Source organism: Sphingomonas sp. BE123, from assembly GCF_031456015.1.
In the GTDB taxonomy this organism is placed as follows: domain Bacteria; phylum Pseudomonadota; class Alphaproteobacteria; order Sphingomonadales; family Sphingomonadaceae; genus Sphingomonas.
The window spans coordinates 1,493,859-1,516,302 of sequence record NZ_JAVDTW010000002.1 but is presented as its reverse complement, the minus strand read 5'-3'; the positions used below and the strand labels follow the sequence as shown (position 1 = coordinate 1,516,302).

Below are 22,444 nucleotides of genomic sequence, written 5' to 3'. Positions count from 1 at the left end.
ATGACCCGCGCGCCCATCTGGCTCTCTGCCCCCAGCCGCTTCGCCGGGCTGCCGGTGAACCGTGCGCGCTGGGTGCTGGCTGGGGTCTTTTTCCTGCTTCTGGGCGCCCTGACCGTGCTATTCGTGCCGCTCCCCGCGCCGAGCGCAACCGGCGCCGGCGCCGACCGGCAGAGCGACGTCGCGCTGTACGATTCGATCGTGGCAGCGGTGGCGCATGGCGAGGACTATTACCGATCCGCCGCGGCTGCGCTGCGCGCCGGCAGCTATCCGCTGCGGCCGTTTCTGACCTTTCGCATGCCGGCGCTGGCAGTGGTGCAGGGAGCCTTGCCGCCCCTCGCGATCGTCGCGCTGCTCTATGCACTCGCCGCTGCCACCGCCTGGTGCTGGTACCGCCGCATTGCGCAGGCGCTGCCGCGCTGGCCGGCACGGGTCGTCGCACTGGCGCTGCTGGCCGCCGGAATGCTTGCCTTTGTCCAGAGCGGGCTGGTGGCGTTCCATGAAATCTGGGCCGGGCTGCTCGTTGCGCTCAGCCTCGCGCTGCGCCGCCCCGGGCGCTGGGTCGAGGCAGCGGCAATCGGTGCGCTGGCCATGCTGATCCGCGAAACGGCGGCGCTGTATGTCGTCATCATGGCGGTGCTGGCCTTTGCCGAGGGGCATAAGCGCGAGGCGGCGGGATGGGCAGCCGCGCTGGGGCTGTTCGCCGTCGCGCTCGGCGCGCATGCCGTCGCGGTCCATGGCGTGACCGGGCCGCTCGACGCGATGTCGCCGGGCTGGGCGGGAATGAACGGGTTCGGGCTGTTCGTGCGCGCGATGACGCTGGCGACGGGGGTGCAGTTGCTGCCCCCGGCGATCGCCGCGATCCTGGTCGCGCTGGCGCTGTTCGGCTGGGCGAGCTGGCGCGACCCGCTGGCGCTCCGCGCGCTCGCCACCTTTTGCGGCTATGCGCTGGTGATCAGCCTGTTTGCGCGGCTCGACACCTTTTACTGGGGGCTTATCATCGCGCCGGCCTTTCTGGTGGGCCTGGCCTTCGTGCCCGACGCGCTGCGCGACCTGTGGGTGCGGGCGCGCGACAAGCGGCGGGTGGTGGTGACGCAGGTTGCGCGCTAGGGGTTAGCGGATGAAGCGCATTCTCCTCATCGTCGGCGGCGGCATCGCGGCGTACAAGGCGTGCGAGCTGGTCCGGCTGATCCGCAAGGCGGGGCATTCGGTCACCTGCGTCGTGACCGCTGGCGGGCAGCATTTCGTGACGCCGATGACGCTGGCGGCATTGTCCGAGAATCAGGTCTATACGACGCTGTGGGACCTCAAGGACGAGGCCGAGATGGGGCATATCCAGCTCAGCCGCGCCGCCGATCTGGTGGTTGTCGCCCCGGCCACCGCCGATCTGCTGGCGAAGATGGCAGCGGGCATTGCCGACGATCTCGCCACCACATTGCTGCTTGCGACCGACAAGCCGGTGCTGGCCGCGCCCGCGATGAATGTGCGGATGTGGCAGCACGCCGCGACGCAGCGCAATGTCGCGACGCTGCGCGGCGATGGCGTGAGCGTGCTGGAGCCCGATGAAGGGCCGATGGCGTGCGGCGAGTTCGGCCCCGGCCGCCTGCCCGAGCCCGAAGCCATCCTGCACGCGATCGAAACTGCGCTGGCGCCCGCATCGGGTCGCCTGAAAGGCAAGCATGTCCTCGTCACCGCCGGACCGACGCATGAGCCGATCGATCCGGTCCGCTACATCGCCAACCGATCGTCGGGCAAACAGGGCTTTGCGATTGCCGGCGCGCTGGCGGCGCTGGGCGCGCGGGTGACGCTGGTTGCCGGGCCGGTCACGCTGCCGACGCCAGCCGGCGTTGAGCGGGTCGATGTCGAGACTGCGCGCGAGATGGCGGCGGCGGTCGATGCCGCCCTGCCCGCCGATGCTGCCGTCATGGTCGCCGCCGTCGCCGACTGGCGCACGGGCGATATGGCAGGGCAGAAGATCAAGAAGGGTGACGCGGCGGCACCGGCGCTGGCGCTGGTCGAGAATCCCGACATTCTCGCGGGCCTCGCACAAAGCCGGCAGCGACCGGGCCTGCTGATCGGTTTCGCCGCCGAAACCGAACGGGTGGTCGAACATGCGGTCGCAAAGCGCGCGCGCAAGGGTGCAGACTGGATTGTCGCCAATGACGTGTCGGGCGATGTGATGGGAGGCGATGCCAATCTTGTTCATCTGGTTACGGAGGCTGGAGTCGAAAGCTGGGAACGGCTGGCCAAGGCCGATGTCGCCCGCCGCCTCGCCGAACGGATCGCCGATGCGCTCTAGGCTCGCGCTGATCCTGCTTCCGCTGCTCATCGCCGGTTGCGCGGTCGACCGCGCGCGGACTCCGAACGCGCCGACGCTGTTCACCCAGGGCTATGGCGCCGCGCCGCGCACCGCGCCGACACTTTACGTCGTCATTCACGGCAATGGCCGTCGCGCCAAGATCGACACGAGCGACTTTGCCAAGTCACTCGCGGCGGCAGAGCCGAACAGCGCGGTCGTGCGCCTGCTGCGCCCCGGCTATGCCGATGGCGTCGGTGGCCAGTCCCCCGGCACGCGCGGTGCCAGCCCGTCCGATGATTTCAGCGCGGAACGGATTGCGGCAGTCGGCGATACGATCGCGATCTTGCGCCAGCGCTACCGCCGCGCGCGCGTGGTCCTGATCGGGGAAGTCGGCGGCGCAGTCGTTGCAGCCAACCTTGCCGGGCTGCGGCCCGGGCTGATCGACGGCGTCGTGCTGGTATCCTGCCCGTGCGCGCTGCCGGAATGGCGTGCCTATCGCGGCAAGCGCGAACCCGACACGCCGCACTGGCGCGAAAAGCTGGTCAGCCTCGACCCGCTGCAGACCGCGGGCGGCATCCAGCCCGGCCTGCGCGCCGCGATCCTGGTCGGCGGCGCCGACGCCGATGTCCCGGCCCGTTTTTCGCGCAGCTATGCCGAGGCGCTGAGCCTGCGCGGCATCGCGACCGATTTCCGGATCATTCCGGGGCGGAGCGATCCGGTGCTGGACGATCCCCAGGTCATCGAGGCGGCACGCCGCCTCGCCGCCGCATTGCCGGTGCGCAAGTGATGGGCGCGCCGATCACCATCCGCCTGATGCGCCTGCCGCATGGCGAGGGCCTGCCCCTGCCCGCTTATGCAACCGCGGGCGCGGCGGGCATGGACGTTGTCGCAGCCGAGGGTCTGGTGCTCGCCCCCGGGGCCCGCCATGCGGTCGCCACCGGCTTCGCGATCGCGATCCCGCCGGGGTATGAGGTGCAGGTCCGCCCGCGCTCGGGCCTTGCGCTCAAGCACGGCATCACCTGCCTCAACACCCCCGGCACGATCGACGAGGATTATCGCGGCGAGGTTAAGGTGATCCTCGCCAATCTTGGCGACGCGCCCTTCACCATCGCGCGCGGAGAACGGATCGCGCAGCTCGTGCCGGCACCGGTGCAGCGCGCGCTGTTCGAGGAGGTCGCCGTGCTGGATGAGACCGACCGCGGCAGCGGCGGGTTCGGATCGACCGGGCGATGATTGCAGCCGCAGCCCTGGCGGTCCTGCTCACCGCATCGGCACAAATCGACGCGGCGGGCCCGCCAGACACGCACGCTCCGCCGGCCTCGATCAACTGGGAAAGCCTGCCTGCGGTCCCCTATCGCGATCCGCCGACGATGACCCCGGCGATGCATGACTGGGCACGCGGGCAGGTGCGCGCGCGCAAGTGCAAGGCGCGCCGGCTGGTCGACGGGCGGCCGGCCGTGCGGGTCGAGGTCGCAGTGCTGGTCGATGCCGAGACGGGGGTACGCACCACGATCCCGCGCGCCATCGGCTGCCCGACGATCGAGCAATATGCAGCCGGACTGGTTGCGGGCTTTTCGCGCAACAATTTGACCCAGCGCACCGCTGCCCCGACCGCGTGGTACCGCGCGACGGTGACCTTCGCCTGGCGGCAATGAATTTTTCCGACGCCGAACTCGAACGCTATGCCCGCCATATCGTGCTGCCGGAGATCGGCGGCGCGGGACAGGCGGCGCTGAAGGCTGCGCGGGTATTGGTGGTGGGCGCTGGGGGGATTGGGAGCCCGGCGTTGCAGTATCTGGCGGCGGCGGGGGTTGGTGAAATCGACATTATCGACGGGGACCAAGTCGATCTGTCGAACCTGCAACGCCAAACCCTGTTTCTAACGGATAGCGTCGGCACCCCTAAAGTCGATGCTGCGATGGCCGCAGCAAAACGGATAAATCCCCACTGCGAGGTATTCGCGTGGCCGTTTCGCATCGACGCAGACAACGCGCCCGATTTCATCAAGGGTCAATCTGTCATCCTTGACGGCACCGATAATTTCGCGACCCGCCTGCTCGTCGCCGACGCGGCACTGCGCCACCGCGTCCCGCTCGTGAGCGCGGCGGTCGGGCGGTTCGAGGGGCAGCTTGGCGTGTTTCGCGGGTGGGAGGCGCACAAGCCCTGCTATCGCTGCTTCGTCGGCAATGACCCGGAAACGGCGGGGATCAACTGTTCCGAACAGGGCGTGCTCGGCGCGCTGACCGGGATCATGGGCAGCCTCGCCGCGCTGGAAGTGATCCGCGCGATCCACCCGTTCGGCGAGGACAGCGCGGGCAAGCTGCTGCTCGCCGACACGCTGGCACTCCGCTTCCGCACGCTGACCCTGCCCAAGGACCCCGGCTGCCCTGCCTGTTCGGGCTAGCCCTTACTCCCCCGGGAACGCTGTGCGCTTGCCGTCGGCCTTGAACACCACCCCGCGCCGCATCACGAACTGAACCTTCTCCATCTGCCGCAAGTCGGCGACCGGGTCGCTCGGCACGGCGATGATGTCGGCGTCCATGCCGGGCGCGATCCGGCCGATCCGATCGCTGCGGCCCAGCAATGTGGCAGCATCGACGGTTGCCGAACGGATCGCGTCGGCGGGGGCAAGCCCGACCTGGTTCATATAGGTGAATTCAAGCGCGTTGGTGCCGTGCGGACCGACGCCGGAATCGGTGCCGAACGCGATTCGAACCCCGCCCGCAATCGCGCGGCGATGGCTTTCCTTGACCACCTTCGACACTTCTTCGGCCTTGGCCGCGCTGGCCGGGGGACGTTCGCCCGCGCGCGCCTGCCGGATCACGCTTTCGAACGCGTGGATCGTGGGGACGAGATAGACGCCCTTGTCCTTCAGCAGCTTGACCGTCTCGGCATCGATGAAGCTGCCATGCTCGATCGAATCCACCCCGGCGCGGATCGCCATGTCGATCCCCGACTTGCCATGCGCGTGGGCCGTGACCTTGCGACCAAAGGCATGGGCGGTGTCGACGATCGCCTTCATCTCTTCGAACGTCATCTGCGCTTCGAGCCCGCCGGCAATGTTCGAACCGACCCCGCCCGATGCGGCGAACTTGATCACTTCGGCGCCGGTAAAGATCTGGTCGCGCGTCGCGCGACGGCAGTCATCGGCGCCATTGCACAGATGGGTCGCTTCCTCGCGCTCGACATGCGCGGCTTCGCGGTTCAGGCCGTTGGCATCGCCATGCCCGGCATGGACCGAGATCATGCGCCCGGCATTGACGATCGTCGGTCCGGCCAGATCGCCGCGATTGACCGCGTCGCGCAGCGCCCGCACCCCGCGCGCCTCGCCGCCCAGATCGCGAACCGTGGTGAAGCCAGCCTCCAGCGTCACGCGCGCATGCCCGGCCGCTGCGACGAACCGGTCTTCCAGATCCTTGCCGTTCCCCTCCATCCGCGCCTGCAGCGGATAGCCCGACGAGTAGAGATGGACGTGCATGTCGATCAGCCCGGGAAGGACATAGCGGTCCTTGAGGTCGATCAGCTGCGCTCCGCCCTCAGGCGTGACGAACCCGTCGCGAATCTCGACCACCTTGCCATCGCGCACGACGATCGTGCTGGCCCCGCGCGGTGCTGTACCGGGCGTCGCGAGCAGGGTTCCGGCGTGAATAAACTGGACCTTGGGCGCGGCGCTCTGGGCGGCAAGTGGCGACGCGGCGAGCAACGCTGCGGTAACGGCGGCGATTCGGAACATCGATCTCTCCCTGTTTGCCGCAGCCTAGGCCGCAAACGGGGAAAGTGACTAGCCCCCAGGCTGGGTGATCGAGGGCGGATCGCTGGCCGGAAAGCTGTCATCGAGTTCGGCGTCGAGTTCAGCCTCTCGCTTGTTGCGCGCGATGCTCGCCTCCATCCGCGCCACTTGCTCGGGCGTCGCTTCGCCCTGATGCTGCGCTTTCCAGGCCGCATAGGGCATTCCATAGATCGCCATGCGCGCGGCATCGCGGTCGAGCTCGCCGTCGCTCGCTTCGCTGACCCAATCGGCCAGACAGTTGCGGCAAAACCCGGCAAGCCCCATCAGCTCGATATTCTCCGCATCGGTCCGGTGGCGCAAATGACGTACCAGCCGGCGGAACGCTGCGGCCGCCACGCGGTCGTCGATTTTGTCCAACGTTGTCACGGACGCGCCTCCACGGTTGAATAGTCTTCATTTGGCGCTAGGGACCGGCGCAGGCAAGACATGGAGGCTTCGGCGATGACAAAGGCAATGGCACCGCGATCGCGCAAGGTTCGCGTGCTGGCGACGCTGGGTCCGGCCAGCAACACGCCCGAGATGATCGCGGCACTGCATGCCGCCGGTGCCGATGCCTTTCGCATCAACATGAGCCATGGCGACCAGGCGTCGAAGGTGCCGGTGATTCAGGCGATCCGCGCGCTGGAACAGGCCACCGGCCGCCCGACCACCATCCTGGCCGACCTGCAGGGACCGAAGCTGCGCGTCGGCAAGTTCGCCGACGGCAAGGTGACGCTGGCAACCGGCGCCAGCTTCCGCCTCGACCGCGACCCGACACCGGGTGACGCTACCCGCGTCGAAATGCCGCATCGCGAGATTTTCGAGGCGGTTACCGAAGGCGCGCGCCTGTTGCTCGACGATGGCAAGATGGTGCTGCGCGTGACCGGTTATGGCGATGGCTATATCGACACGCGGGTCGAGGTTGGCGGCGTGCTGTCGAATTCGAAGGGGCTGAATGTCCCCGACATGATCCTGCCGCTGGCCGCGCTGACCGAGAAGGATCGCAGCGACCTGGCCTTTGCCGTCGAGCAGAAGGTCGACTGGATCGCGCTGTCGTTCGTCCAACGGCCCGAGGATCTGGCCGAGGCACGCCGCCTGATCGGGCGCGACGGCCCCGCGCTGCTCGCCAAGATCGAAAAGCCGAGCGCGGTCGCACGGCTCGACGAGATCGTTGAGGCCTGCGACGGGGTGATGGTTGCGCGCGGCGACCTTGGCGTCGAACTGCCGCCGCAGACCGTGCCGCCGATGCAGAAGCGCATCGTTGAAACATCGCGCCGCATGGGACGGCCGGTGATCGTCGCGACGCAGATGCTCGAATCGATGATCACCTCGCCCTCCCCGACCCGCGCCGAAGTCTCGGACGTGGCCACGGCCGTCTATGACGGTGCCGACGCGATCATGCTGTCGGCGGAAAGTGCGGCGGGCCAGTGGCCGATCGAATCGGTCACGATGATGGACGCCATCGCCGATTCGGTCGAGCGCGACCCCGCGCATGGCGACCGCGTCCACTTCACCGTGATGCGCCCCGACCCGACCACCGCCGACGCACTGGCCGAGGCGGCCAAGTCGATCGCGGCGAATGTCTCGGCGAGCGCGATCATCTGCTTCACCATGTCCGGGTCCACCGCGCGCCGGATCGCACGCGAACGTCCGTCGGTGCCGATCCTGGTGCTGACACCAAAGGCCGAAACGGCGCGGCGCATGGGCCTGCTGTGGGGCACGCATGCGGTCCACACCAAGGATGTCGATTCGTTCGAGGAAATGGTGGCCAAGGCGAAGCGCATGGCGCTGCGCCAGGGGATTGCCAAGGGCGGTGACCGCGTCGTGGTGTGCGCCGGTGTCCCGTTCGGCACGCCGGGTTCGACCAACGTGCTGCACGTTGTGACGCTGATCGGCGACGAGTTGAAGGGCCGCGACTAACCGCGCAGCAGCCCGGCGTCGACCAGTTCGCGCCGGGCGTCCGACTCTTGCGTGAACAGCACCGACCGGATCCCGAGCGCGCGGGCAGCCGCGACATTGGCGGCATTGTCGTCGATGAACACCGCCTCATGCGGCCCCAGCCCGAACCGGGCGAGCGCGAGGTGGTAGATGGCGGGATCGGGCTTCACCAGCTTTTCGTCGCCCGACACCACGACATCGCGGAAGCGGTCGAACAGGCCCGGCCATTCGGCGCGGAACGGCGGCCAGAATTCGTGGCTGAAATTGGTGATCGCGAACAGCGGCACACCCGCCGCATCAAGTTCTGCGACCAGCTCGTGCATCCCCGGCACCGGCCCGCCGACGCTTTCGTTGAAGCGTGGCCCCCAGGCGGCGATCAGCTCGGCATGTTCGGGAAAGCGCGCGCTCAGTTCCGCCGACGTGTCGGCAAAATCGCGGCCGGCATCATGCTGGAAATGCCACTCCAGCGTGACAACGTCGCGCACAAACGCGTCGAGCGCCCGATCGTCACCGATCAGGCGCTCGTACAAGAACCGCGGATGCCAGGTGAACAGGACGTTGCCGATATCGAAGATAACGGCGCGCACGTCCCTGTCCCCTTGCGTCGGGCTTAGCCCTGGCGGGCCTTGAAGCGACGCTGCGTCTTGTTGATGACGTACACGCGGCCGCGACGACGGATCACGCGGTTGTCGCGATGGCGATCCTTGAGCGACTTCAGGCTGTTCACGATCTTCATGACCGATTCTCTACTATCTTGAATTATGGCGGGTGCCGGAAAAGAGGCGCTCGCCTAGTCGGGACGGGCCGACAAGTCAAGGAAAGCTTGGCAACGGAACCTCCGCCCCCGTAACGATGTTGAGGCGTTGAGCCGTGGCGCCTGCACGGCAGGAGGATGTGTCCGATGAAGACCCGTGCAATGCTTGCCCTCGCCCTCTCCGCCGCTGCCGTGGCGGGTTGCTCGACCACGATGGGCGGAAGCGCGCCGATCGATGTGACCCGTTACCATCTGTCGCAGCCGATTCCGACCGGGACGGTCGCGGTCCAGCCGGTAGCTGCCGGCCCGGCGGGCCCCGAGGCGCAACTCTATGTCGACGCCGTCGCGGCGACGATGACGGCGATGGGGTTCACCGCCGCGCCCGAATCGGCAACGGCGGATTATCTCGCCTCGGTCGATTTTCGTCGCACCGATCGGGGGCAGGTCCGCACCCGCCCGCCGCTGACGATCGGCGTGGGCGGTGGCAGCTATGGCGGCGGGGTCGGCGTTGGTGTGGGAACAAGCGTCGGGATCGGCAGCAAGACCCGCACGGTCTATGCATCGGAACTGGCCGTCCAGCTGCGTCGTCGCGGCGACAATACCGTCATCTGGGAGGGCAAGGCGATGACCGAGACGCTCGGCGCCGCTGACGGCACACAACCGGCCGATACGGCCGCCAAGCTTGCCGACGCGCTGTTCAAGGGCTTTCCCGGTCAGTCGGGCATCACTATCACGGTGAAATGACCATTCAGATCAACGCCGCATTCGACAGCGGCAACATCCGCCTGATCGGCATCGACGGGGACACCGTCGATGTCGAGATCGTCGCCGACCACCAGTCGGACTTCTTCCAGTGGTTCCACTTTCGCGTCGCCGGCGCGAAGGGGCGAACGCTGACCTTCCGCATCGTGAATGCCGGCAAGGCGGCCTACGCGTTCGGCTGGCCGGGCTATCGCGCGCGGGTGAGCACCGATCGCGAAACCTGGCGTCTGACCGACGGCAGCTATGCTGGCGGCGTGTTCAGCTTCACCCACCGTTTCGACAGCGATGTGGCATGGTTCGCCTATTTTGCGCCCTACAGCATGGAGCGCCACGCCGACCTGATCGCGCGCATGGCGGCGCAGCCCGGCGTGACGCATCGCGAACTGGGCCAGACGCTGGACGGGCGCGCGATCGACCTGCTGACGCTCGGCACCGGGCCGAAACAGGTGTGGCTCTATGCCCGCCAGCACCCCGGCGAATCGATGGCCGAATGGTGGGCCGAGGGGGCGCTGGAGAAGCTGACCGATCCCGATGACTCGACTGCCCAGGCGCTGCGGGCCAAGGCGACGTTTCACATCGTGCCGAACATGAACCCGGACGGCAGCTTCCGCGGGCATCTGCGCACCAATGCGGCGGGGGTGAACCTGAACCGCGAATGGCATGCCCCGACCATGGCACAGAGCCCCGAGGTCTTCCTCGTCCGCGCGGCGATGGACGAAACCGGGGTCGATTTCGCGATGGATGTGCACGGGGACGAGGCGATTCCGGCGAACTTCCTTGCGGGGTTCGAGGGCATTCCGAGCTGGACCGACGCACTCGGCGAAAAATACTATGAATTCGGCCGCCGCCTTGCTGAGGCGACGCCGCTGTTCCAGCTCGAAAAGGGCTATGACAAGTCCGCGCCGGGCCAGGCAAACCTGTCGATGTCGACAAACCAGCTCGCCGAGCGCTTCGGCGCGGTGTCGATGACGCTGGAAATGCCGTTCAAGGACCATGACCCGAGCCCGGACGCCGAATTCGGCTGGTCGCCCGAGCGGTGCAAGGCGCTGGCGCATGCCTGCCTCGATACGCTGGCGGGGATGATCGACGCGATTTAGACCGGTTTATGGGGGGGAATGATGATTGCACTGACCATTACCGCAGCGGCGCTGGCGCAGGCCGCACTTCCCCCTAAGCTCGGCGAGCCGTGGGTCGGCGCTGACCGAAACCAGCGTGAAGCGTCGATCGGTTTGCAGATCGATCGTGGAGAGGAACCCGATCCCGAACTGGTACGCAGGCTGGAGGTCAATTGGAAAGACTTCCCCTATCAGCAGGGGCGGTTCCCGGTACCGGTGGCAGACGCGGACGATCACAATGTCGCGGTCGGTGTCACCCTCGACGTTGCCGCGACCGGCGTTCCGCAGTCCTGCAGCATCGCCGTGCCGAGCGGTAGCGCAGCGTTCGACGATCATGCCTGCCCGCACCTCATGCGCTATCTGCGCTTCTACCCCGCACTCAACCGGTCGGGCACGCGCCTTGGCGGGACGCTGGCGATCCGTGTGCGCTATACCGCTGGCCGCATCCGCATGCAGACCGCAGCGGGCGGCGTCATGCCGATGGTCGCGCGCCCGATGCCGAGGCCGCTGACGCCGATCAGCGCCGCGACCGTCGGGTTCGGCCCGGATGACGGCCTGCCCTCAAGCGTCGGCGGCACCAGTGGCTCGCTGAAGGTCGAGGCGGATGGCAGCGTCAGCGGCTGCATGCTCGCCGCACCGACGCAGGTCGACGCCTTTGACATCCAGATGTGCGAACGACTGCGCGCGGTGAAGTTCGAACCCGCGCGCGAGCGCGACGGGCGCGCCGTGGCCGCCCGCTTCAGCTTCGGTGTGGAGCGCCCGCGACGATGATCCGCACCGGCGACCTCGACGCGCCACAGGTGATCGCGCTGCTCGAACTGCACGCGCGGGAGATGTCGGATCATTCCCCGCCGGGGACGTGCCATTTCCTCGACCTCTCCGGTCTCAAGACGCCCGACATCACCTTCCTGAGTGCATGGGATGGCGACACGCTGCTCGGGGTCGGCGCGCTCAAGCAGCTCGATCCGCTGACGGGTGAAGTCAAGTCGATGCGCGCCACCGCCGCCGCGCGCGGCACGGGCGTGGGGTTCGCGATCCTCGACCATATTGTCGGCCTTGCGCGCAACCGAGGCTATTCCGCGCTCAAGCTGGAAACCGGCACCGGGCCGCTGTTCGAGGCGGCGCACGCGCTTTACCGCCGCTACGGGTTCGTCGCCTGCCCGCCCTTTGCCGGCTATGTCGAAAGCGATTTCAACCGCTTCTACGCGCTCGACCTGACCTAAGCTCAGTTCCAGTAATCGAGCATGTCGGCGGTGATCCAGCCATTGACGTAATTGAGGTAGAAGGCCGCAAACAGCGCGGTACCGACGATCGTCGTCCATTTGGCGATCGCACGCGCCTGAAAACGCTGCGGCGCGCTTTCGGCCTGGCCCTTGATCAGCACCTCCCCCGCCTCGACCCCGGTGCGCGCGAAGAAGGGCAGCACCAGGAACAGGGCGAGGAACCAGAACAGGAAATAGATTGCGAGCGCGCTGAACCAGTTCATGGCTGCTGTTTAAACCTCGATCAGCATCACGTCCATCACCGGCTTCTTCCCGGTATAGCGCACCGCGACCCGGCGTGCCGCGAGCCGGATCGCCTCGCGCAGCTTTTCGCGATCTGCGCCGCGCGCCTCGCTTACCGCCTTCGCCGCGGCGTCGCTGGCGTCGGCGATCAGCGCGTCGCGATCTTCCTCCGCCGGCACGCCCTGAATGCGCACCTCGGGCTGGCCGGCCAGCTTGCCGTTGGCCTTGATCGCCACCGCGACCGACATCTGGCCGTACAGGGCGAGCTTGCGCCGTTCGTTGATCGTCGTCCCATCGGCGGGCAGGATCACGTCGCCGTCCAGCACCAGCCGTCCCGCCGGCGCAGTGCCGACCTTTTTCGGTTTGCCCGGCGCAAGGCGGATGATCTCGCCATTATTCTGCACCACCGCATTGGGAATGCCATGCGCGCGACCGAACCGGGCATGTTCGGCGATATGGCGCATCTCGCCATGGACGGGGACGAGGATGTCGGGGCGGATCCAGTCGTACATCGCCGCCAGCTCCGGGCGGCCGGGATGGCCGGAGACGTGGACGAACGCCTGACGGTCGGTGATCATCTCGACCCCCTTGCCCGCCAGCGTGTTCATGATCCGCCCGATCGCCATTTCGTTGCCGGGGATCTGCTTGGACGAGAAGACAACGGTATCGCCGGATTCGAGCTTCAGCTGATGCGTCTCGTCGGCGATGCGGGCGAGCGCGGCGCGCGGTTCGCCCTGCCCGCCGGTGGCGATGATCATCACCTTGTCGCGCGGCAGCTTCATCGCGGTTTCGAAATCGACCGTCTCGGGGAAGTCGCGCAGATAGCCGGTCGCCTTGGCAACGCGCAGGATGCGGTCGAGCGAGCGCCCGGCGACGCACATCGCGCGCCCGGTATCCCTGGCCACTTCGCCGAGCGTCTGCAGCCGCGCGGCGTTGGAAGCGAAAGTGGTGACGAGCACCCGGCCCTTGATGCCCGCGACGACTTCGTCCAGCCCCTCACGCACGGCGGATTCGGAGCCCGAGGCTTCGGGATTGAAAACGTTGGTGGAATCGCACACCAGCGCCAGCACGCCTTCGTCGCCGATCGCGGTCAGTTCCTCGGCAGTCGATGCGCCGCCCATCACCGGGGTTTCGTCGATCTTCCAGTCGCCGGTGTGGAACACGCGACCATGGGGCGTGTCGATCAGCACCGCATTCCCCTCGGGGATCGAGTGCGCGAGCGGCAGGTAACGGATGCCGAACGGGCCGATCTGGAACGGCTCCTCTTCGCGCACGACGTTCAGCTCGACGCGGTCGGCAAGCCCCTCTTCGTCCAGCTTGCCGTGGATCAGGCCGGCAGTGAACGGCGTTGCATAGAGCGGTACGCCAAGGTCACCCGCGAGATAGGGCAGCGCACCGATATGATCCTCATGCCCATGGGTCAGCACGATGCCGAGCAGATCGTCTAGCCGCTCCTCGATGAACTGCAGGTCGGGCAGGATCAGGTCAATGCCGGGATAGTCGGGCGTGCCAAAGATCACGCCGCAATCGACCATGATCCATTTGCCCTGACAGCCATAGAGATTGACGTTCATGCCGATCTCGCCCGAGCCACCGAGCGCGAGGAAGAGGAGTTCGTTACCGGGGGTCAATAGGTGTCCTTCACATCAACATCGTCATCCCCGCGAATGCGGGGAGCCATCTCGTGAACGCGCCGCATGCCGAACAGGGAGGAGATGGGCCCCCGCTTTCGCGGGGGTGACGCAAAAAAGCAAATCACTTCGACCCTGCTCGCTCCCACAGCATCGCCAAACCCTGAATCGTCAGGTCGGGTTCGATCACGTCGAACACATCGGTCTGCTTTTCGAACAATACCGCCAGGCCACCGGTGGCGATCACCTTCACCGGGCGGCCGATCTCGGCCTTCATTCGCGCGACCAGCCCCTCGATCATCGCGATATAGCCCCAGTAGATGCCGATATGCATCTGATCGACCGTGTTGCGGCCGATGACGCTGGTATTGGCGGGCGCCTCGATCGCGATGCGCGGCAGCTTCGCGGCGGCGGTGACCAAAGCGTCGAGCGACAGGTTGATGCCCGGCGCGATGATCCCGCCCTTATAGGCTCCGGTATAGTCGGCGACGTCGAAGGTGGCGGCGGTGCCGAAATCGATGATGATCAGATCGCCCGGGTGATTTTCATGCGCGGCGATGATGTTGAGCGCGCGGTCGGCGCCGACGCTTTGCGGCTCCTCGACGTCCAGCGCGATCGGCCAGCCGTCGCGGCCCGCGACGAGCGGGGTGCAGCCGAAATATTTTTGCGACAGCACTTCCAGATTGTGGAGCGCGCGCGGCACGACGGTGCCGATGATGACGCCGGTGACGACGCTGCGCTCATAGCCTTCAAGGGTGAGCAGTTGGCTCAGCCAGACGGCATATTCGTCGGCGGTGCGGCGCGGATCGGTCGCGATGCGCCAGCGCGCCTTGACCGTGCGCCCTTCGACCAGCGCAAAGACGATGTTGGTGTTGCCGGCGTCGATCGCGAGCAGCATGGATTGGTCCTTCAGATCAGGAAGACGTCGCCCGCATGAATGACATGCCGCGACCCATCGGCCAAGCGCAGGATCAGCGCGCCATCGCCGGACAGGCCGTCGAACAGGCCGTCATGGCCGGTGCCGTCAGGCAGACGGGCGGTGAGCGCGGTACCGATTGGATGCGCGCGGTCGAGCCAGCGTTGGCGCACCGGCTCCAGCCCCTCGCCGCGCCAGCGTGACAGCCAGCGGGCGAAGCTTTCGGCAAGCACCTCGGCAAAGGTCGCAGCATCCACCGCCACGCCCTGCGCGGCCAGGCTGGTCGCGGGGCGATCGGGCAGTTCGGGATGGTGGGTCAGGTTGACGCCGATCCCGACGACGACCGCCTCCCCGGCGCGCTCGAGCAGCACACCCGACAGCTTCGCGCCGCCAATCAGCAGATCGTTGGGCCATTTGATCGTCGCGCCCGCGGGGAGGAACACGCGCACCGCTTCCTCCAGCGCCACGACGGTCACCAGCGCCAGCGCCGGCGCGGGCGGGTCGGTCGGGCGCAGGCGGACCAGCGTGCTGCCGTAGAAATTTCCGACCGGCGATTCCCACGCCCGGCCTTGTCGCCCCTTGCCCGCCGTCTGACGTTCGGCGCGTAGCCAGCTGCCCTCGCTAGCGCCCGCCACAGCGAGCGCCAGCATATCGGCGTTGGTCGAGCCCGTCTCCGCGACGGTCCGGATCATGTCGTCCGGAACAGCACCTGCGCCGCCGCCATCGACCATGCGCCGAGCACCGGGATCAGCAGATAGCCGAGCGGCGAAACGAACACTGCCGCTGCCGCGATCAGCCCGCCTTCAAGCGCGCTGTCGCCCTTAGCGTAGGCCGGGGCCGGTTCGTCGAAGTACATCGTCTTGACGATCTTGAGGTAATAGAAGGCACCGATCACCGACGCGGCGATACCGATTGCCGCGAGCGCGAACAGGTCCGCCTTCACCGCTGCCTCGAATACCGCGAACTTCGCCCAGAAGCCGAACAATGGCGGAATGCCCGCAAGGCTGAACATGAAGATCGCGAGGGCCGCCGCCAGCGCCGGGCGCGTGCGCGACAGGCCCGACAGGCTGGCGATTGTCTCGACCGGCTGGCCATCGGCGTCGCGCATCTGCAGCACGACGAGGAAGCTGCCCAGCGTCATCACCACATAGATGGTGAGATAGGTCAGCACGCCCGCCACGCCCTCGGCAGTCCCGGCGGCAAGGCCGATCAGCGCGAAGCCGACATTGTTGATCGACGAGTAAGCGAGCAGTCGCTTGATATTCTGCTGCCCGATCGCCGCGACCGCGCCGAGCACGATCGAGGCGAGCGCCGCGAAGATCACGATCTGGCGCCAGTCGCTGGTCACCGGACCCATCGCCTCGATCGCGACGCGGACCGACAGCGCCATCGCCGCAACCTTGGGCGCGCTGGCGAAGAAGGTCGTCACCGGGGTCGGCGCGCCTTCGTACACGTCCGGGGTCCACATGTGGAACGGCACCGCCGACATCTTGAATGCAAGGCCGGCGAACACGAACACCAGGCCGAACAGCAGGCCGGTGTTGCTGCCCGCCGCATAGGCGGCGGCGATGTCGCCGAACACCGTCGTGCCGCTGAACCCGTACACCAGGCTGATGCCGTAGAGCAGGATGCCCGAGGCGAGCGAACCGAGGATGAAATACTTCAGACCCGCTTCGGCCGAGCGCACGTCGCGGCGCATGAAGCTGGCGAGGACGTAGGACGCAAGGCTGTTGAGCTCGAGCCCGACATAGAGCGTCAGCAGGTCGTTCGCCGACACCATGATCCCCATGCCCGCGGTCGCGAACAGGATCAGGATCGGATATTCGGGACGCAGATCCTCACCCGAGGTGCGCGCGAAGAAGCGCGGGGCGATGATGATCGAGATCGCGGCGGCGAAGAAGATCAGCGCCTTGGCATAGGCCGAAAACAGATCCGCGCGGTACAGCCCGTCAAATGCGGTGCCACCCGACGATGCCGGGCCAGTCAGGGCGACGCCGCCGCCGATCAGCACGGCAACCGCGACCCAGCTCACTGCACGGGACACGGCCGGGCCGCCCCAGGCTGCGACCATCAGCAGCGCCAGACCGCCCAGCGACAGGACGATCTCGGGCAGGACCATCGAAAGTTGTGCGGCGTAATCCATCAGTGTGCCGCTCCATGCTCGGCAGTTTTGTGCTCAGGCGTATGCGCGGCCTTGGCCGCAGCCGGATTGCCCGGGGTCGGCAGGCTGTCGCCCGCCGGACGCGCGCGTTCGATCCGCGCCAGCAAGGTCGCAACGTCGGCTCGCATCGGGGCGAGGAAGCTTTCGGGATAGACGCCCATCCACAGCACTGCCGCCGCGATCGGCGCCAGCAGCGCCATTTCGCGCTTGTTCAGGTCCGGCATCGCCTTGACGTCGTCCTTGGTCAGGTCACCGAACACGACGCGGCGGTAGAGGTAGAGCATATACGCCGCGCCCAGAATGATGCCGGTGGTCGCGATCAGCGTCGCCAGCGTCGACACCTGATACGTGCCCATCAGTGCCAGCAATTCGCCGACGAAGTTGCTCGTCCCCGGCAGGCCGACCGACGCCATCGTGAACAGCATGAACAGGACCGCGTATTTCGGCATGTTGATCGCGAGGCCGCCGTAACGGTCGATCTCACGCGTATGCAGACGGTCGTAGATCACGCCGACGCACAGGAACAGCGCGCCCGACACCAGGCCGTGGCCCAGCATCACCATCATCGCGCCCTCGATCCCCTGCCGGTTGAAGGTGAAGAGACCTAGCGTCACGATCGCCATATGGGCGACCGACGAATAGGCGATCAGCTTCTTCATGTCGTTCTGCACCAGCGCGATCAGCGAGGTAACCACGACCGCGATGCACGACAGGCCGAACACCAGCCAGATCAGCTGCGCCGATGCTTCGGGGAACATCGGCAGGCTGAAGCGCAGGAAGCCGTATCCGCCAAGCTTCAGCAGCACGCCCGCCAGGATCACCGACCCTGCGGTTGGCGCCTGCACGTGTGCGTCGGGCAGCCAGGTGTGGACCGGCCACATCGGCATCTTGACCGCGAACGATGCGAAGAACGCCAGCCACAGCCAGGTCTGGACATCCGCCGGGAAGTCATACGCCATCAGCTCTGGGATCGACGTCGTGCCGGCGGTGATGCTCATGTACATCATCGCGATCAGCATCAGCAGCGAGCCGAGCAGCGTGTAGAGGAAGAATTTATACGACGCGTAGATGCGGTTCGCCCCGCCCCAGATCCCGATGATCAGGAACATCGGGATCAGGCCGGCTTCGAAGAACATGTAGAACAGGAAGATGTCCTGCGCCGCGAAGGTGCCGATCATCAGCACTTCGGTGATCAGGAACGCCGCCATATATTCCGGCACGCGCTTTTCGATCGCGGTCCAGCTGGCGCCGATGCAGATCGGCATCAGGAACACCGACAGCATGATCAGCAGCAGCGCGAACCCGTCGATGCCCAGCGCCCAGGCGAAGCGGCCGAAGATCGGCGTGTACTCGACGAACTGCCACTGCGGGCCGCCAATCTCGAAATTGGCCCACAACACGCCGCCCAGCACCAGGTCGATCAGCGTCGCGATCAGCGCGATCCAGCGCGCATTGTTCGCGGTGGTGAACAGGCATGCGATCGCCGCGACCAGCGGCACGATCAGCATGATGGAGAGAATGCCGCTCATCGCGTGATCACCCAGGTAACGGCTGCGGTCAGGCCGATCAGCATGACGAACGCATAGCTATAGACATATCCGGACTGGAGGCGCCCGCTCCACACGCCCGCAAAGCGGACCAGCGCGGCGGAGCCATTCGGGCCGAAGCGGTCGATCGTCCCCTCGTCACCCTGCTTCCAGAACAGGCGGCCGAACCAGAAGGACGGCTTCACGAACAGCACATTGTACAGCTCGTCGAAATACCACTTGTTCAGCAGGAACTTGTAGAGAAGCGAGAACGTCTCGGTGAAGCGCGCGGGAATGGTCGGCGACTTGATGTACGCGACCCACGCCCCGAACAGGCCGAGCAGCATGACGATGCTGGCCGACAGCTTCACCCACAGCGGCACTTCATGCATCGCGTGCGCCAGGTGGGTGTCGAACGCGACCGCGCCCTTCCAGAAGATCTCACCCGCCTCGGGCTGGATGAAGAACTTGTTGAAGACGAAGCCGGCGAAGACCGCGCCAAGGCTCAGCACCAGCAACGGGATCATCATCGGCACCGGGCTTTCGTGCGGATGGTATCCGCCAGTGCCGTCCGCCGTTTCATGCGCGCCCGGTGCATGGGCGTGGGGTTCGTGGCCCGCATCTTCCTGCGCCGGCGGGTTCTCCGCATGCGCGACCGCATGGCCGTGGGCCTCATCATGCGCATGGTCATGGCCGTGCGAGTCATGCAGCGCGTGCTGGATATGCTCCGACTGCGTCCAGCGCGGTGTGCCGAAGAAGGTCAGGAACATCAGGCGCCAGCTGTAGAAACTGGTGAGGAGCGCGGCGAACACGCCGACCCAGAACGCTGCCTGACCGCCACCCCCGGCTGCGTACGCTGCCTCAAGGATCGCGTCCTTGGAGTGGAAGCCCGCGAACCCGGCGTGAAGCCAGTAGATGCCGACGCCGGTGATCGCGAGCGTGCCCGCCATCATCGTCCAATAGGTGACCGGGATGTGCTTCCGCAGACCGCCATAGTAGCGCATGTCCTGCTCATGGTGCATCGCATGGATCACCGAACCGGCACCCAGGAACAGCAACGCCTTGAAGAAGGCGTGGGTGAACAGGTGGAACATCGCCGCGCCATACATGCCGACGCCCGCGGCGAAGAACATGTAGCCGAGCTGCGAACAGGTCGAATAGGCGATGACGCGCTTGATGTCGGTCTGCGTCGTGCCGACCGTCGCGGCGAACAGGCAGGTCGCGGCACCGATGAAGGTGACGAAGTCCAGCGCGATCGGCGCCTGTTCGAACAGCGGTGACAGGCGGCACACCATGAACACGCCCGCGGTGACCATCGTCGCCGCGTGGATCAGGGCCGACACCGGGGTCGGGCCTTCCATCGCGTCGGGCAACCAAGTGTGCAGACCGAGCTGCGCCGACTTGCCCATCGCACCGACGAACAGCAGCAGGCAGAGCACGGTCAACGTGTCGACGCGATAGCCGAGGAACCCGATCGTGCTACCGGCCATGCCGGGCGCGGCTTCCAGGATCTCGGGGATCGAAATAGTCCCGAACACCAGGAACACGCCGAAAATGCCGAGCATGAAGCCAAGATCGCCGACGCGGTTGACCACGAACGCCTTGATCGCCGCCGCATTGGCCGACGGCTTCTTGAACCAGAAGCCGATCAGCAGGTAGCTTGCGAGGCCCACGCCTTCCCAGCCGAAGAACATCTGCAGCAGGTTGTCGGCGGTCACCAGCATCAGCATGGCGAAGGTGAACAGCGAGAGGTACGCGAAGAAGCGCGGCTGATCCGGGTCCTCTTCCATGTACGACCAGCTGTAGAGGTGGACCAGCGCCGAAACGCTCGTCACCACCACCAGCATCACCGCGGTCAGGCTGTCGACGCGCAGCGCCCAGTCGACCATCAGGTCGCCCGAGTTCATCCAGGTCAGCACCTTGATGACCTGCGGCTCCGCCGTGCCATTGAGGAACGGGATGAACGTCATCCAGCTGAGGATCGCCGCGACGAACAGGCCGCCGGTGGTGACGATCTTCGGGAATGCGGTGCCGAACGCGCGGTTGCTAAAGCCCGCGACGATCGCTGCCAGAAGCGGCAGGAATACAATGAAATGGATCGAAGACATCAGCCCTTCATCCGATTGACGTCGTCGACCGAGATCGTGCCGCGGCCGCGGAAATAGATGACAAGGATGGCAAGGCCGATCGCGGCCTCACCCGCCGCAACGGTCAGCACGAACATCGCGAACACCTGCCCCACCAGGTCGCCAAGATACGACGAGAAGGCGACGAGGTTGAGGTTCACGCTCAGCAGGATCAGCTCGATCGCCATCAGGATGACGATGAGGTTCTTGCGGTTCATGAAGATGCCGAGCACGCCCATGGTGAACAGGATCGCGCTGACGACGAGGTAATGCGTGAGGCCGATCACAGCTCCACCCCCTGCCCGACGGGCTGATTAACGTTGCGGATGGCGTCCTTTTGACGCCGGTTGATCTGGCGCCAGACATTCTGCTTCATCACCCCGCCGCGCTGGCGGTGGGTCAGCACGATCGCGCCGACCATGGCGACGAGCAGGATGAAGCCGGCGGCCTCGAACAGATACAAATAGCGGCCGTAGAGCAGCATGCCGATCGCTTCGATATTCGACACCTGCGGGTCGATCGGCGCGATCCGCTTGGCAAGGTCGATCTTGCCCGCGGTCCACGCCATCGTCCCGATCACGATCTCCGCCGCCAGCGCCACCGCAATGGCCAGGCCGAACACGGCGTAGCGGACGAAGCCGGCGCGCAGCTCGGCAAAGTCGATGTCGAGCATCATCACGACGAACAGGAACAGCACCGCGACCGCGCCGACATAGACGATGACCAGTAGCATCGCGATGAACTCCGCCCCCGCCAGCACCATCAGGCCGGCGGCGTTGAAGAACGCCAGGATCAGCCACAGCACCGAATGAACGGGATTGCGGGCGGTGATCGTCATCGCGGCGGAGAGGATCACCACCCCGGCGAAGAGATAGAAGGCGATTGCTTGAATCACGGAATCATGTGCCCCTTTGGTGCCGCGCGCTTAACGGTACGGTGCATCGGCGGCAAGGTTCGCGGCGATTGCGCGTTCCCAGCGGTCGCCGTTCGCGAGCAGCTTGTCCTTGTGATAGATCAGCTCCTCACGGGTTTCGGTCGCGAATTCGAAATTCGGCCCCTCGACAATGGCGTCCACCGGGCATGCTTCTTGGCACAGGCCGCAATAGATGCACTTGGTCATGTCGATGTCGTAGCGCGTGGTGCGCCGGCTGCCGTCGTCGCGCGGTTCGGCCTCGATCGTGATCGCCAGCGCCGGACAGATCGCCTCGCACAGCTTGCACGCGATGCAGCGCTCTTCGCCGTTCGGATAACGACGCAGCGCATGCTCGCCGCGGAAGCGGGGCGACAGCGGGTTTTTCTCGTAGGGATAGTTGATCGTCGCCTTGGGCTTGAAGAAATACTTCAGCGTGAGGGCGTGCGCCTTCACGAATTCCCACAGGGTGAACGAACGGACGAGTTGGGCGATGCTCATTGTGAAGAACGGCCTTTCGTCTTCTCAGGTAATGTTTTCAAAGCCTGGAGTGCGGCAGCAGCGTTCCCAGCTTGGCTACCACAAGAACCAAACCATTCATTGCGGGCTTGAATCGCGGCATCGCTCTTGCTGCGCCTGAATATTGTCGCGCCGGCCCCGCCAGCCATGGCCTGGTTTGGTTTATCTACACTGATCAGCAGCCCGCTGGCATCATTTTTGCCAAGTAGCACGATCGTCCCCCCGTCCGAGGTCGGCGAAATAGCCCGCTCGAATGGAAGGCTTTCAGCAATTCCATGCGGATCGTGAAAAACGACCGACATCTTGCCGCCGTCCAATGACAACACAAACCCGAGTAACTGACCTTCTTGAGCCATGAGGTCGTCAATTTTGCCCGGTTTGAGTGGGCGAAAATAGCACGCAAAGGCCTTGCCAGCGACAGACGCGGGCACAACCCCCTGCTCCTGTGCGGAAACGGGCGACGCTCCAACGAACATCGACGTAAGGCCAAACAAGAGTGACGCGAGCTTGCCCACG

General features: G+C 66.1%; 26 protein-coding genes. 11 read left to right on the top strand and 15 right to left on the bottom strand.

The window, feature by feature from the left end; all coding sequences use genetic code 11:
• The 6 genes from J2Y54_RS15535 to J2Y54_RS15510 are packed head-to-tail and all read left to right on the top strand — an operon-like array spanning position 1 to position 4,700.
• Positions 1–1,107, top strand: a complete 1,107-nt coding sequence (locus J2Y54_RS15535; RefSeq protein WP_310041043.1) for a hypothetical protein — start codon at positions 1–3, stop codon at positions 1,105–1,107.
• A gap of 10 nt (positions 1,108–1,117) precedes the next feature.
• Positions 1,118–2,296, top strand: a complete 1,179-nt coding sequence (coaBC, locus tag J2Y54_RS15530; protein ID WP_310041041.1) for a bifunctional phosphopantothenoylcysteine decarboxylase/phosphopantothenate--cysteine ligase CoaBC — start codon at positions 1,118–1,120, stop codon at positions 2,294–2,296.
• Positions 2,286–3,083, top strand: a complete 798-nt coding sequence (locus J2Y54_RS15525; RefSeq protein ID WP_310041038.1) for a hypothetical protein — start codon at positions 2,286–2,288, stop codon at positions 3,081–3,083. The genes coaBC and J2Y54_RS15525 overlap by 11 nt, the downstream gene beginning before the upstream one ends.
• On the top strand, positions 3,083–3,529 hold the full coding sequence (gene dut, locus J2Y54_RS15520) for a dUTP diphosphatase (protein ID WP_310041035.1): 447 nt from the start codon (positions 3,083–3,085) through the stop codon (positions 3,527–3,529). The genes J2Y54_RS15525 and dut overlap by 1 nt, the downstream gene beginning before the upstream one ends.
• Entirely contained in the window at positions 3,526–3,951 is a 426-nt protein-coding gene (locus J2Y54_RS15515) for a hypothetical protein (RefSeq protein ID WP_310041033.1), read from the top strand. The genes dut and J2Y54_RS15515 overlap by 4 nt, the downstream gene beginning before the upstream one ends.
• Positions 3,948–4,700, top strand: a complete 753-nt coding sequence (locus tag J2Y54_RS15510) for a molybdopterin-synthase adenylyltransferase MoeB (protein WP_310041032.1) — start codon at positions 3,948–3,950, stop codon at positions 4,698–4,700. Before J2Y54_RS15515 ends, J2Y54_RS15510 begins: the two co-directional genes overlap by 4 nt.
• 3 nt (positions 4,701–4,703) lie before the next feature.
• On the opposite strand, the gene J2Y54_RS15505 is transcribed toward J2Y54_RS15510, so the two are convergent.
• Both J2Y54_RS15505 and J2Y54_RS15500 read right to left on the bottom strand, forming a co-directional pair.
• Positions 4,704–6,029, bottom strand: coding sequence for an amidohydrolase family protein (locus tag J2Y54_RS15505; RefSeq protein WP_310041030.1), 1,326 nt, complete (start codon positions 6,027–6,029; stop codon positions 4,704–4,706).
• 48 nt (positions 6,030–6,077) lie between these two features.
• On the bottom strand, positions 6,078–6,452 hold the full coding sequence (locus J2Y54_RS15500; RefSeq protein WP_310041028.1) for a DUF1244 domain-containing protein: 375 nt from the start codon (positions 6,450–6,452) through the stop codon (positions 6,078–6,080).
• Positions 6,453–6,527: 75 nt separating this feature from the next.
• Here J2Y54_RS15500 and pyk point away from each other — a divergent pair, with 75 nt between their 5' ends.
• Positions 6,528–7,985, top strand: coding sequence for a pyruvate kinase (gene pyk, locus J2Y54_RS15495; RefSeq protein ID WP_310041026.1), 1,458 nt, complete (start codon positions 6,528–6,530; stop codon positions 7,983–7,985).
• On the opposite strand, the gene J2Y54_RS15490 is transcribed toward pyk, so the two are convergent.
• Both J2Y54_RS15490 and ykgO read right to left on the bottom strand, forming a co-directional pair.
• Positions 7,982–8,590: an HAD family phosphatase gene (locus tag J2Y54_RS15490; protein WP_310041023.1), complete on the bottom strand. Its 609-nt coding sequence runs from the start codon at positions 8,588–8,590 to the stop codon at positions 7,982–7,984. The genes pyk and J2Y54_RS15490 overlap by 4 nt on opposite strands.
• 23 nt (positions 8,591–8,613) lie before the next feature.
• Complete coding sequence (ykgO, locus tag J2Y54_RS15485; RefSeq protein ID WP_066663252.1) at positions 8,614–8,739, bottom strand: type B 50S ribosomal protein L36; 126 nt, start codon at positions 8,737–8,739, stop codon at positions 8,614–8,616.
• Positions 8,740–8,904: 165 nt separating this feature from the next.
• Between ykgO and J2Y54_RS15480 the strand changes: the two genes are divergently transcribed.
• The 4 genes from J2Y54_RS15480 to J2Y54_RS15465 are packed head-to-tail and all read left to right on the top strand — an operon-like array spanning position 8,905 to position 11,857.
• Positions 8,905–9,501, top strand: a complete 597-nt coding sequence (locus J2Y54_RS15480) for a DUF4136 domain-containing protein (protein ID WP_310041020.1) — start codon at positions 8,905–8,907, stop codon at positions 9,499–9,501.
• Positions 9,498–10,616 (top strand): M14-type cytosolic carboxypeptidase, encoded by a 1,119-nt coding sequence (locus J2Y54_RS15475; RefSeq protein ID WP_310041018.1) that lies wholly within the window; start codon positions 9,498–9,500, stop codon positions 10,614–10,616. Before J2Y54_RS15480 ends, J2Y54_RS15475 begins: the two co-directional genes overlap by 4 nt.
• Positions 10,617–10,637: 21 nt before the next feature.
• The gene (locus J2Y54_RS15470) at positions 10,638–11,405 is read left to right on the top strand and encodes a hypothetical protein (protein WP_310041016.1); all 768 of its coding nucleotides are present in this window, start codon (positions 10,638–10,640) and stop codon (positions 11,403–11,405) included.
• Positions 11,402–11,857, top strand: a complete 456-nt coding sequence (locus J2Y54_RS15465; RefSeq protein ID WP_310041014.1) for a GNAT family N-acetyltransferase — start codon at positions 11,402–11,404, stop codon at positions 11,855–11,857. The genes J2Y54_RS15470 and J2Y54_RS15465 overlap by 4 nt, the downstream gene beginning before the upstream one ends.
• A 2-nt stretch (positions 11,858–11,859) precedes the next feature.
• Here J2Y54_RS15465 and J2Y54_RS15460 read toward each other — a convergent pair whose 3' ends face one another.
• From J2Y54_RS15460 to J2Y54_RS15410, 11 genes are all read right to left on the bottom strand, one after another.
• Entirely contained in the window at positions 11,860–12,120 is a 261-nt protein-coding gene (locus tag J2Y54_RS15460; RefSeq protein ID WP_310041011.1) for a DUF1467 family protein, read from the bottom strand.
• 9 nt (positions 12,121–12,129) lie between these two features.
• Positions 12,130–13,770 carry a ribonuclease J gene (locus tag J2Y54_RS15455; protein WP_310041009.1) on the bottom strand — a complete coding sequence of 547 codons (1,641 nt, stop codon included), beginning with the start codon at positions 13,768–13,770 and terminating at the stop codon, positions 12,130–12,132.
• 124 nt (positions 13,771–13,894) lie between these two features.
• On the bottom strand, positions 13,895–14,668 hold the full coding sequence (locus J2Y54_RS15450; protein ID WP_310041007.1) for a type III pantothenate kinase: 774 nt from the start codon (positions 14,666–14,668) through the stop codon (positions 13,895–13,897).
• 11 nt (positions 14,669–14,679) lie between these two features.
• Positions 14,680–15,378, bottom strand: coding sequence for a biotin--[acetyl-CoA-carboxylase] ligase (locus tag J2Y54_RS15445; RefSeq protein ID WP_310041006.1), 699 nt, complete (start codon positions 15,376–15,378; stop codon positions 14,680–14,682).
• Positions 15,375–16,829 carry an NADH-quinone oxidoreductase subunit NuoN gene (gene nuoN, locus J2Y54_RS15440; protein WP_310041005.1) on the bottom strand — a complete coding sequence of 485 codons (1,455 nt, stop codon included), beginning with the start codon at positions 16,827–16,829 and terminating at the stop codon, positions 15,375–15,377. The genes J2Y54_RS15445 and nuoN overlap by 4 nt, the downstream gene beginning before the upstream one ends.
• A complete protein-coding gene (locus J2Y54_RS15435) occupies positions 16,829–18,376 on the bottom strand; it encodes an NADH-quinone oxidoreductase subunit M (RefSeq protein WP_310041003.1) in 1,548 nt (515 codons plus the stop codon). The genes nuoN and J2Y54_RS15435 overlap by 1 nt, the downstream gene beginning before the upstream one ends.
• Entirely contained in the window at positions 18,373–20,481 is a 2,109-nt protein-coding gene (gene nuoL, locus J2Y54_RS15430) for an NADH-quinone oxidoreductase subunit L (protein ID WP_310041001.1), read from the bottom strand. The genes J2Y54_RS15435 and nuoL overlap by 4 nt, the downstream gene beginning before the upstream one ends.
• Entirely contained in the window at positions 20,481–20,786 is a 306-nt protein-coding gene (gene nuoK, locus J2Y54_RS15425) for an NADH-quinone oxidoreductase subunit NuoK (protein ID WP_066663206.1), read from the bottom strand. The genes nuoL and nuoK overlap by 1 nt, the downstream gene beginning before the upstream one ends.
• Positions 20,783–21,394 (bottom strand): NADH-quinone oxidoreductase subunit J, encoded by a 612-nt coding sequence (locus J2Y54_RS15420; RefSeq protein WP_310040999.1) that lies wholly within the window; start codon positions 21,392–21,394, stop codon positions 20,783–20,785. Before J2Y54_RS15420 ends, nuoK begins: the two co-directional genes overlap by 4 nt.
• A 30-nt stretch (positions 21,395–21,424) precedes the next feature.
• Positions 21,425–21,910: an NADH-quinone oxidoreductase subunit NuoI gene (gene nuoI, locus J2Y54_RS15415; RefSeq protein ID WP_310040998.1), complete on the bottom strand. Its 486-nt coding sequence runs from the start codon at positions 21,908–21,910 to the stop codon at positions 21,425–21,427.
• Positions 21,907–22,443, bottom strand: coding sequence for a hypothetical protein (locus J2Y54_RS15410; protein WP_310040995.1), 537 nt, complete (start codon positions 22,441–22,443; stop codon positions 21,907–21,909). Before J2Y54_RS15410 ends, nuoI begins: the two co-directional genes overlap by 4 nt.
• Position 22,444 lies beyond the last annotated feature (1 nt).

Bases quoted from the DNA above. Each gene is read 5' to 3' on its own strand.
- J2Y54_RS15535 (WP_310041043.1), top strand. From the start codon at position 1: ATGACCCGCGCGCCCATCTGGCTCTCTGCCCCCAGCCGCTTCGCCGGG.
- coaBC (WP_310041041.1), top strand. From the start codon at position 1,118: ATGAAGCGCATTCTCCTCATCGTCGGCGGCGGCATCGCGGCGTACAAG.
- J2Y54_RS15525 (WP_310041038.1), top strand. From the start codon at position 2,286: ATGCGCTCTAGGCTCGCGCTGATCCTGCTTCCGCTGCTCATCGCCGGT.
- dut (WP_310041035.1), top strand. From the start codon at position 3,083: ATGGGCGCGCCGATCACCATCCGCCTGATGCGCCTGCCGCATGGCGAG.
- J2Y54_RS15515 (WP_310041033.1), top strand. From the start codon at position 3,526: ATGATTGCAGCCGCAGCCCTGGCGGTCCTGCTCACCGCATCGGCACAA.
- J2Y54_RS15510 (WP_310041032.1), top strand. From the start codon at position 3,948: ATGAATTTTTCCGACGCCGAACTCGAACGCTATGCCCGCCATATCGTG.
- J2Y54_RS15505 (WP_310041030.1), bottom strand. From the start codon at position 6,029: ATGTTCCGAATCGCCGCCGTTACCGCAGCGTTGCTCGCCGCGTCGCCA.
- pyk (WP_310041026.1), top strand. From the start codon at position 6,528: ATGACAAAGGCAATGGCACCGCGATCGCGCAAGGTTCGCGTGCTGGCG.
- ykgO (WP_066663252.1), bottom strand. From the start codon at position 8,739: ATGAAGATCGTGAACAGCCTGAAGTCGCTCAAGGATCGCCATCGCGAC.
- J2Y54_RS15480 (WP_310041020.1), top strand. From the start codon at position 8,905: ATGAAGACCCGTGCAATGCTTGCCCTCGCCCTCTCCGCCGCTGCCGTG.
- J2Y54_RS15475 (WP_310041018.1), top strand. From the start codon at position 9,498: ATGACCATTCAGATCAACGCCGCATTCGACAGCGGCAACATCCGCCTG.
- J2Y54_RS15470 (WP_310041016.1), top strand. From the start codon at position 10,638: ATGATTGCACTGACCATTACCGCAGCGGCGCTGGCGCAGGCCGCACTT.
- J2Y54_RS15465 (WP_310041014.1), top strand. From the start codon at position 11,402: ATGATCCGCACCGGCGACCTCGACGCGCCACAGGTGATCGCGCTGCTC.
- J2Y54_RS15460 (WP_310041011.1), bottom strand. From the start codon at position 12,120: ATGAACTGGTTCAGCGCGCTCGCAATCTATTTCCTGTTCTGGTTCCTC.
- J2Y54_RS15450 (WP_310041007.1), bottom strand. From the start codon at position 14,668: ATGCTGCTCGCGATCGACGCCGGCAACACCAACATCGTCTTTGCGCTG.
- J2Y54_RS15445 (WP_310041006.1), bottom strand. From the start codon at position 15,378: ATGATCCGGACCGTCGCGGAGACGGGCTCGACCAACGCCGATATGCTG.
- nuoN (WP_310041005.1), bottom strand. From the start codon at position 16,829: ATGGATTACGCCGCACAACTTTCGATGGTCCTGCCCGAGATCGTCCTG.
- J2Y54_RS15435 (WP_310041003.1), bottom strand. From the start codon at position 18,376: ATGAGCGGCATTCTCTCCATCATGCTGATCGTGCCGCTGGTCGCGGCG.
- nuoL (WP_310041001.1), bottom strand. From the start codon at position 20,481: ATGTCTTCGATCCATTTCATTGTATTCCTGCCGCTTCTGGCAGCGATC.
- nuoI (WP_310040998.1), bottom strand. From the start codon at position 21,910: ATGAGCATCGCCCAACTCGTCCGTTCGTTCACCCTGTGGGAATTCGTG.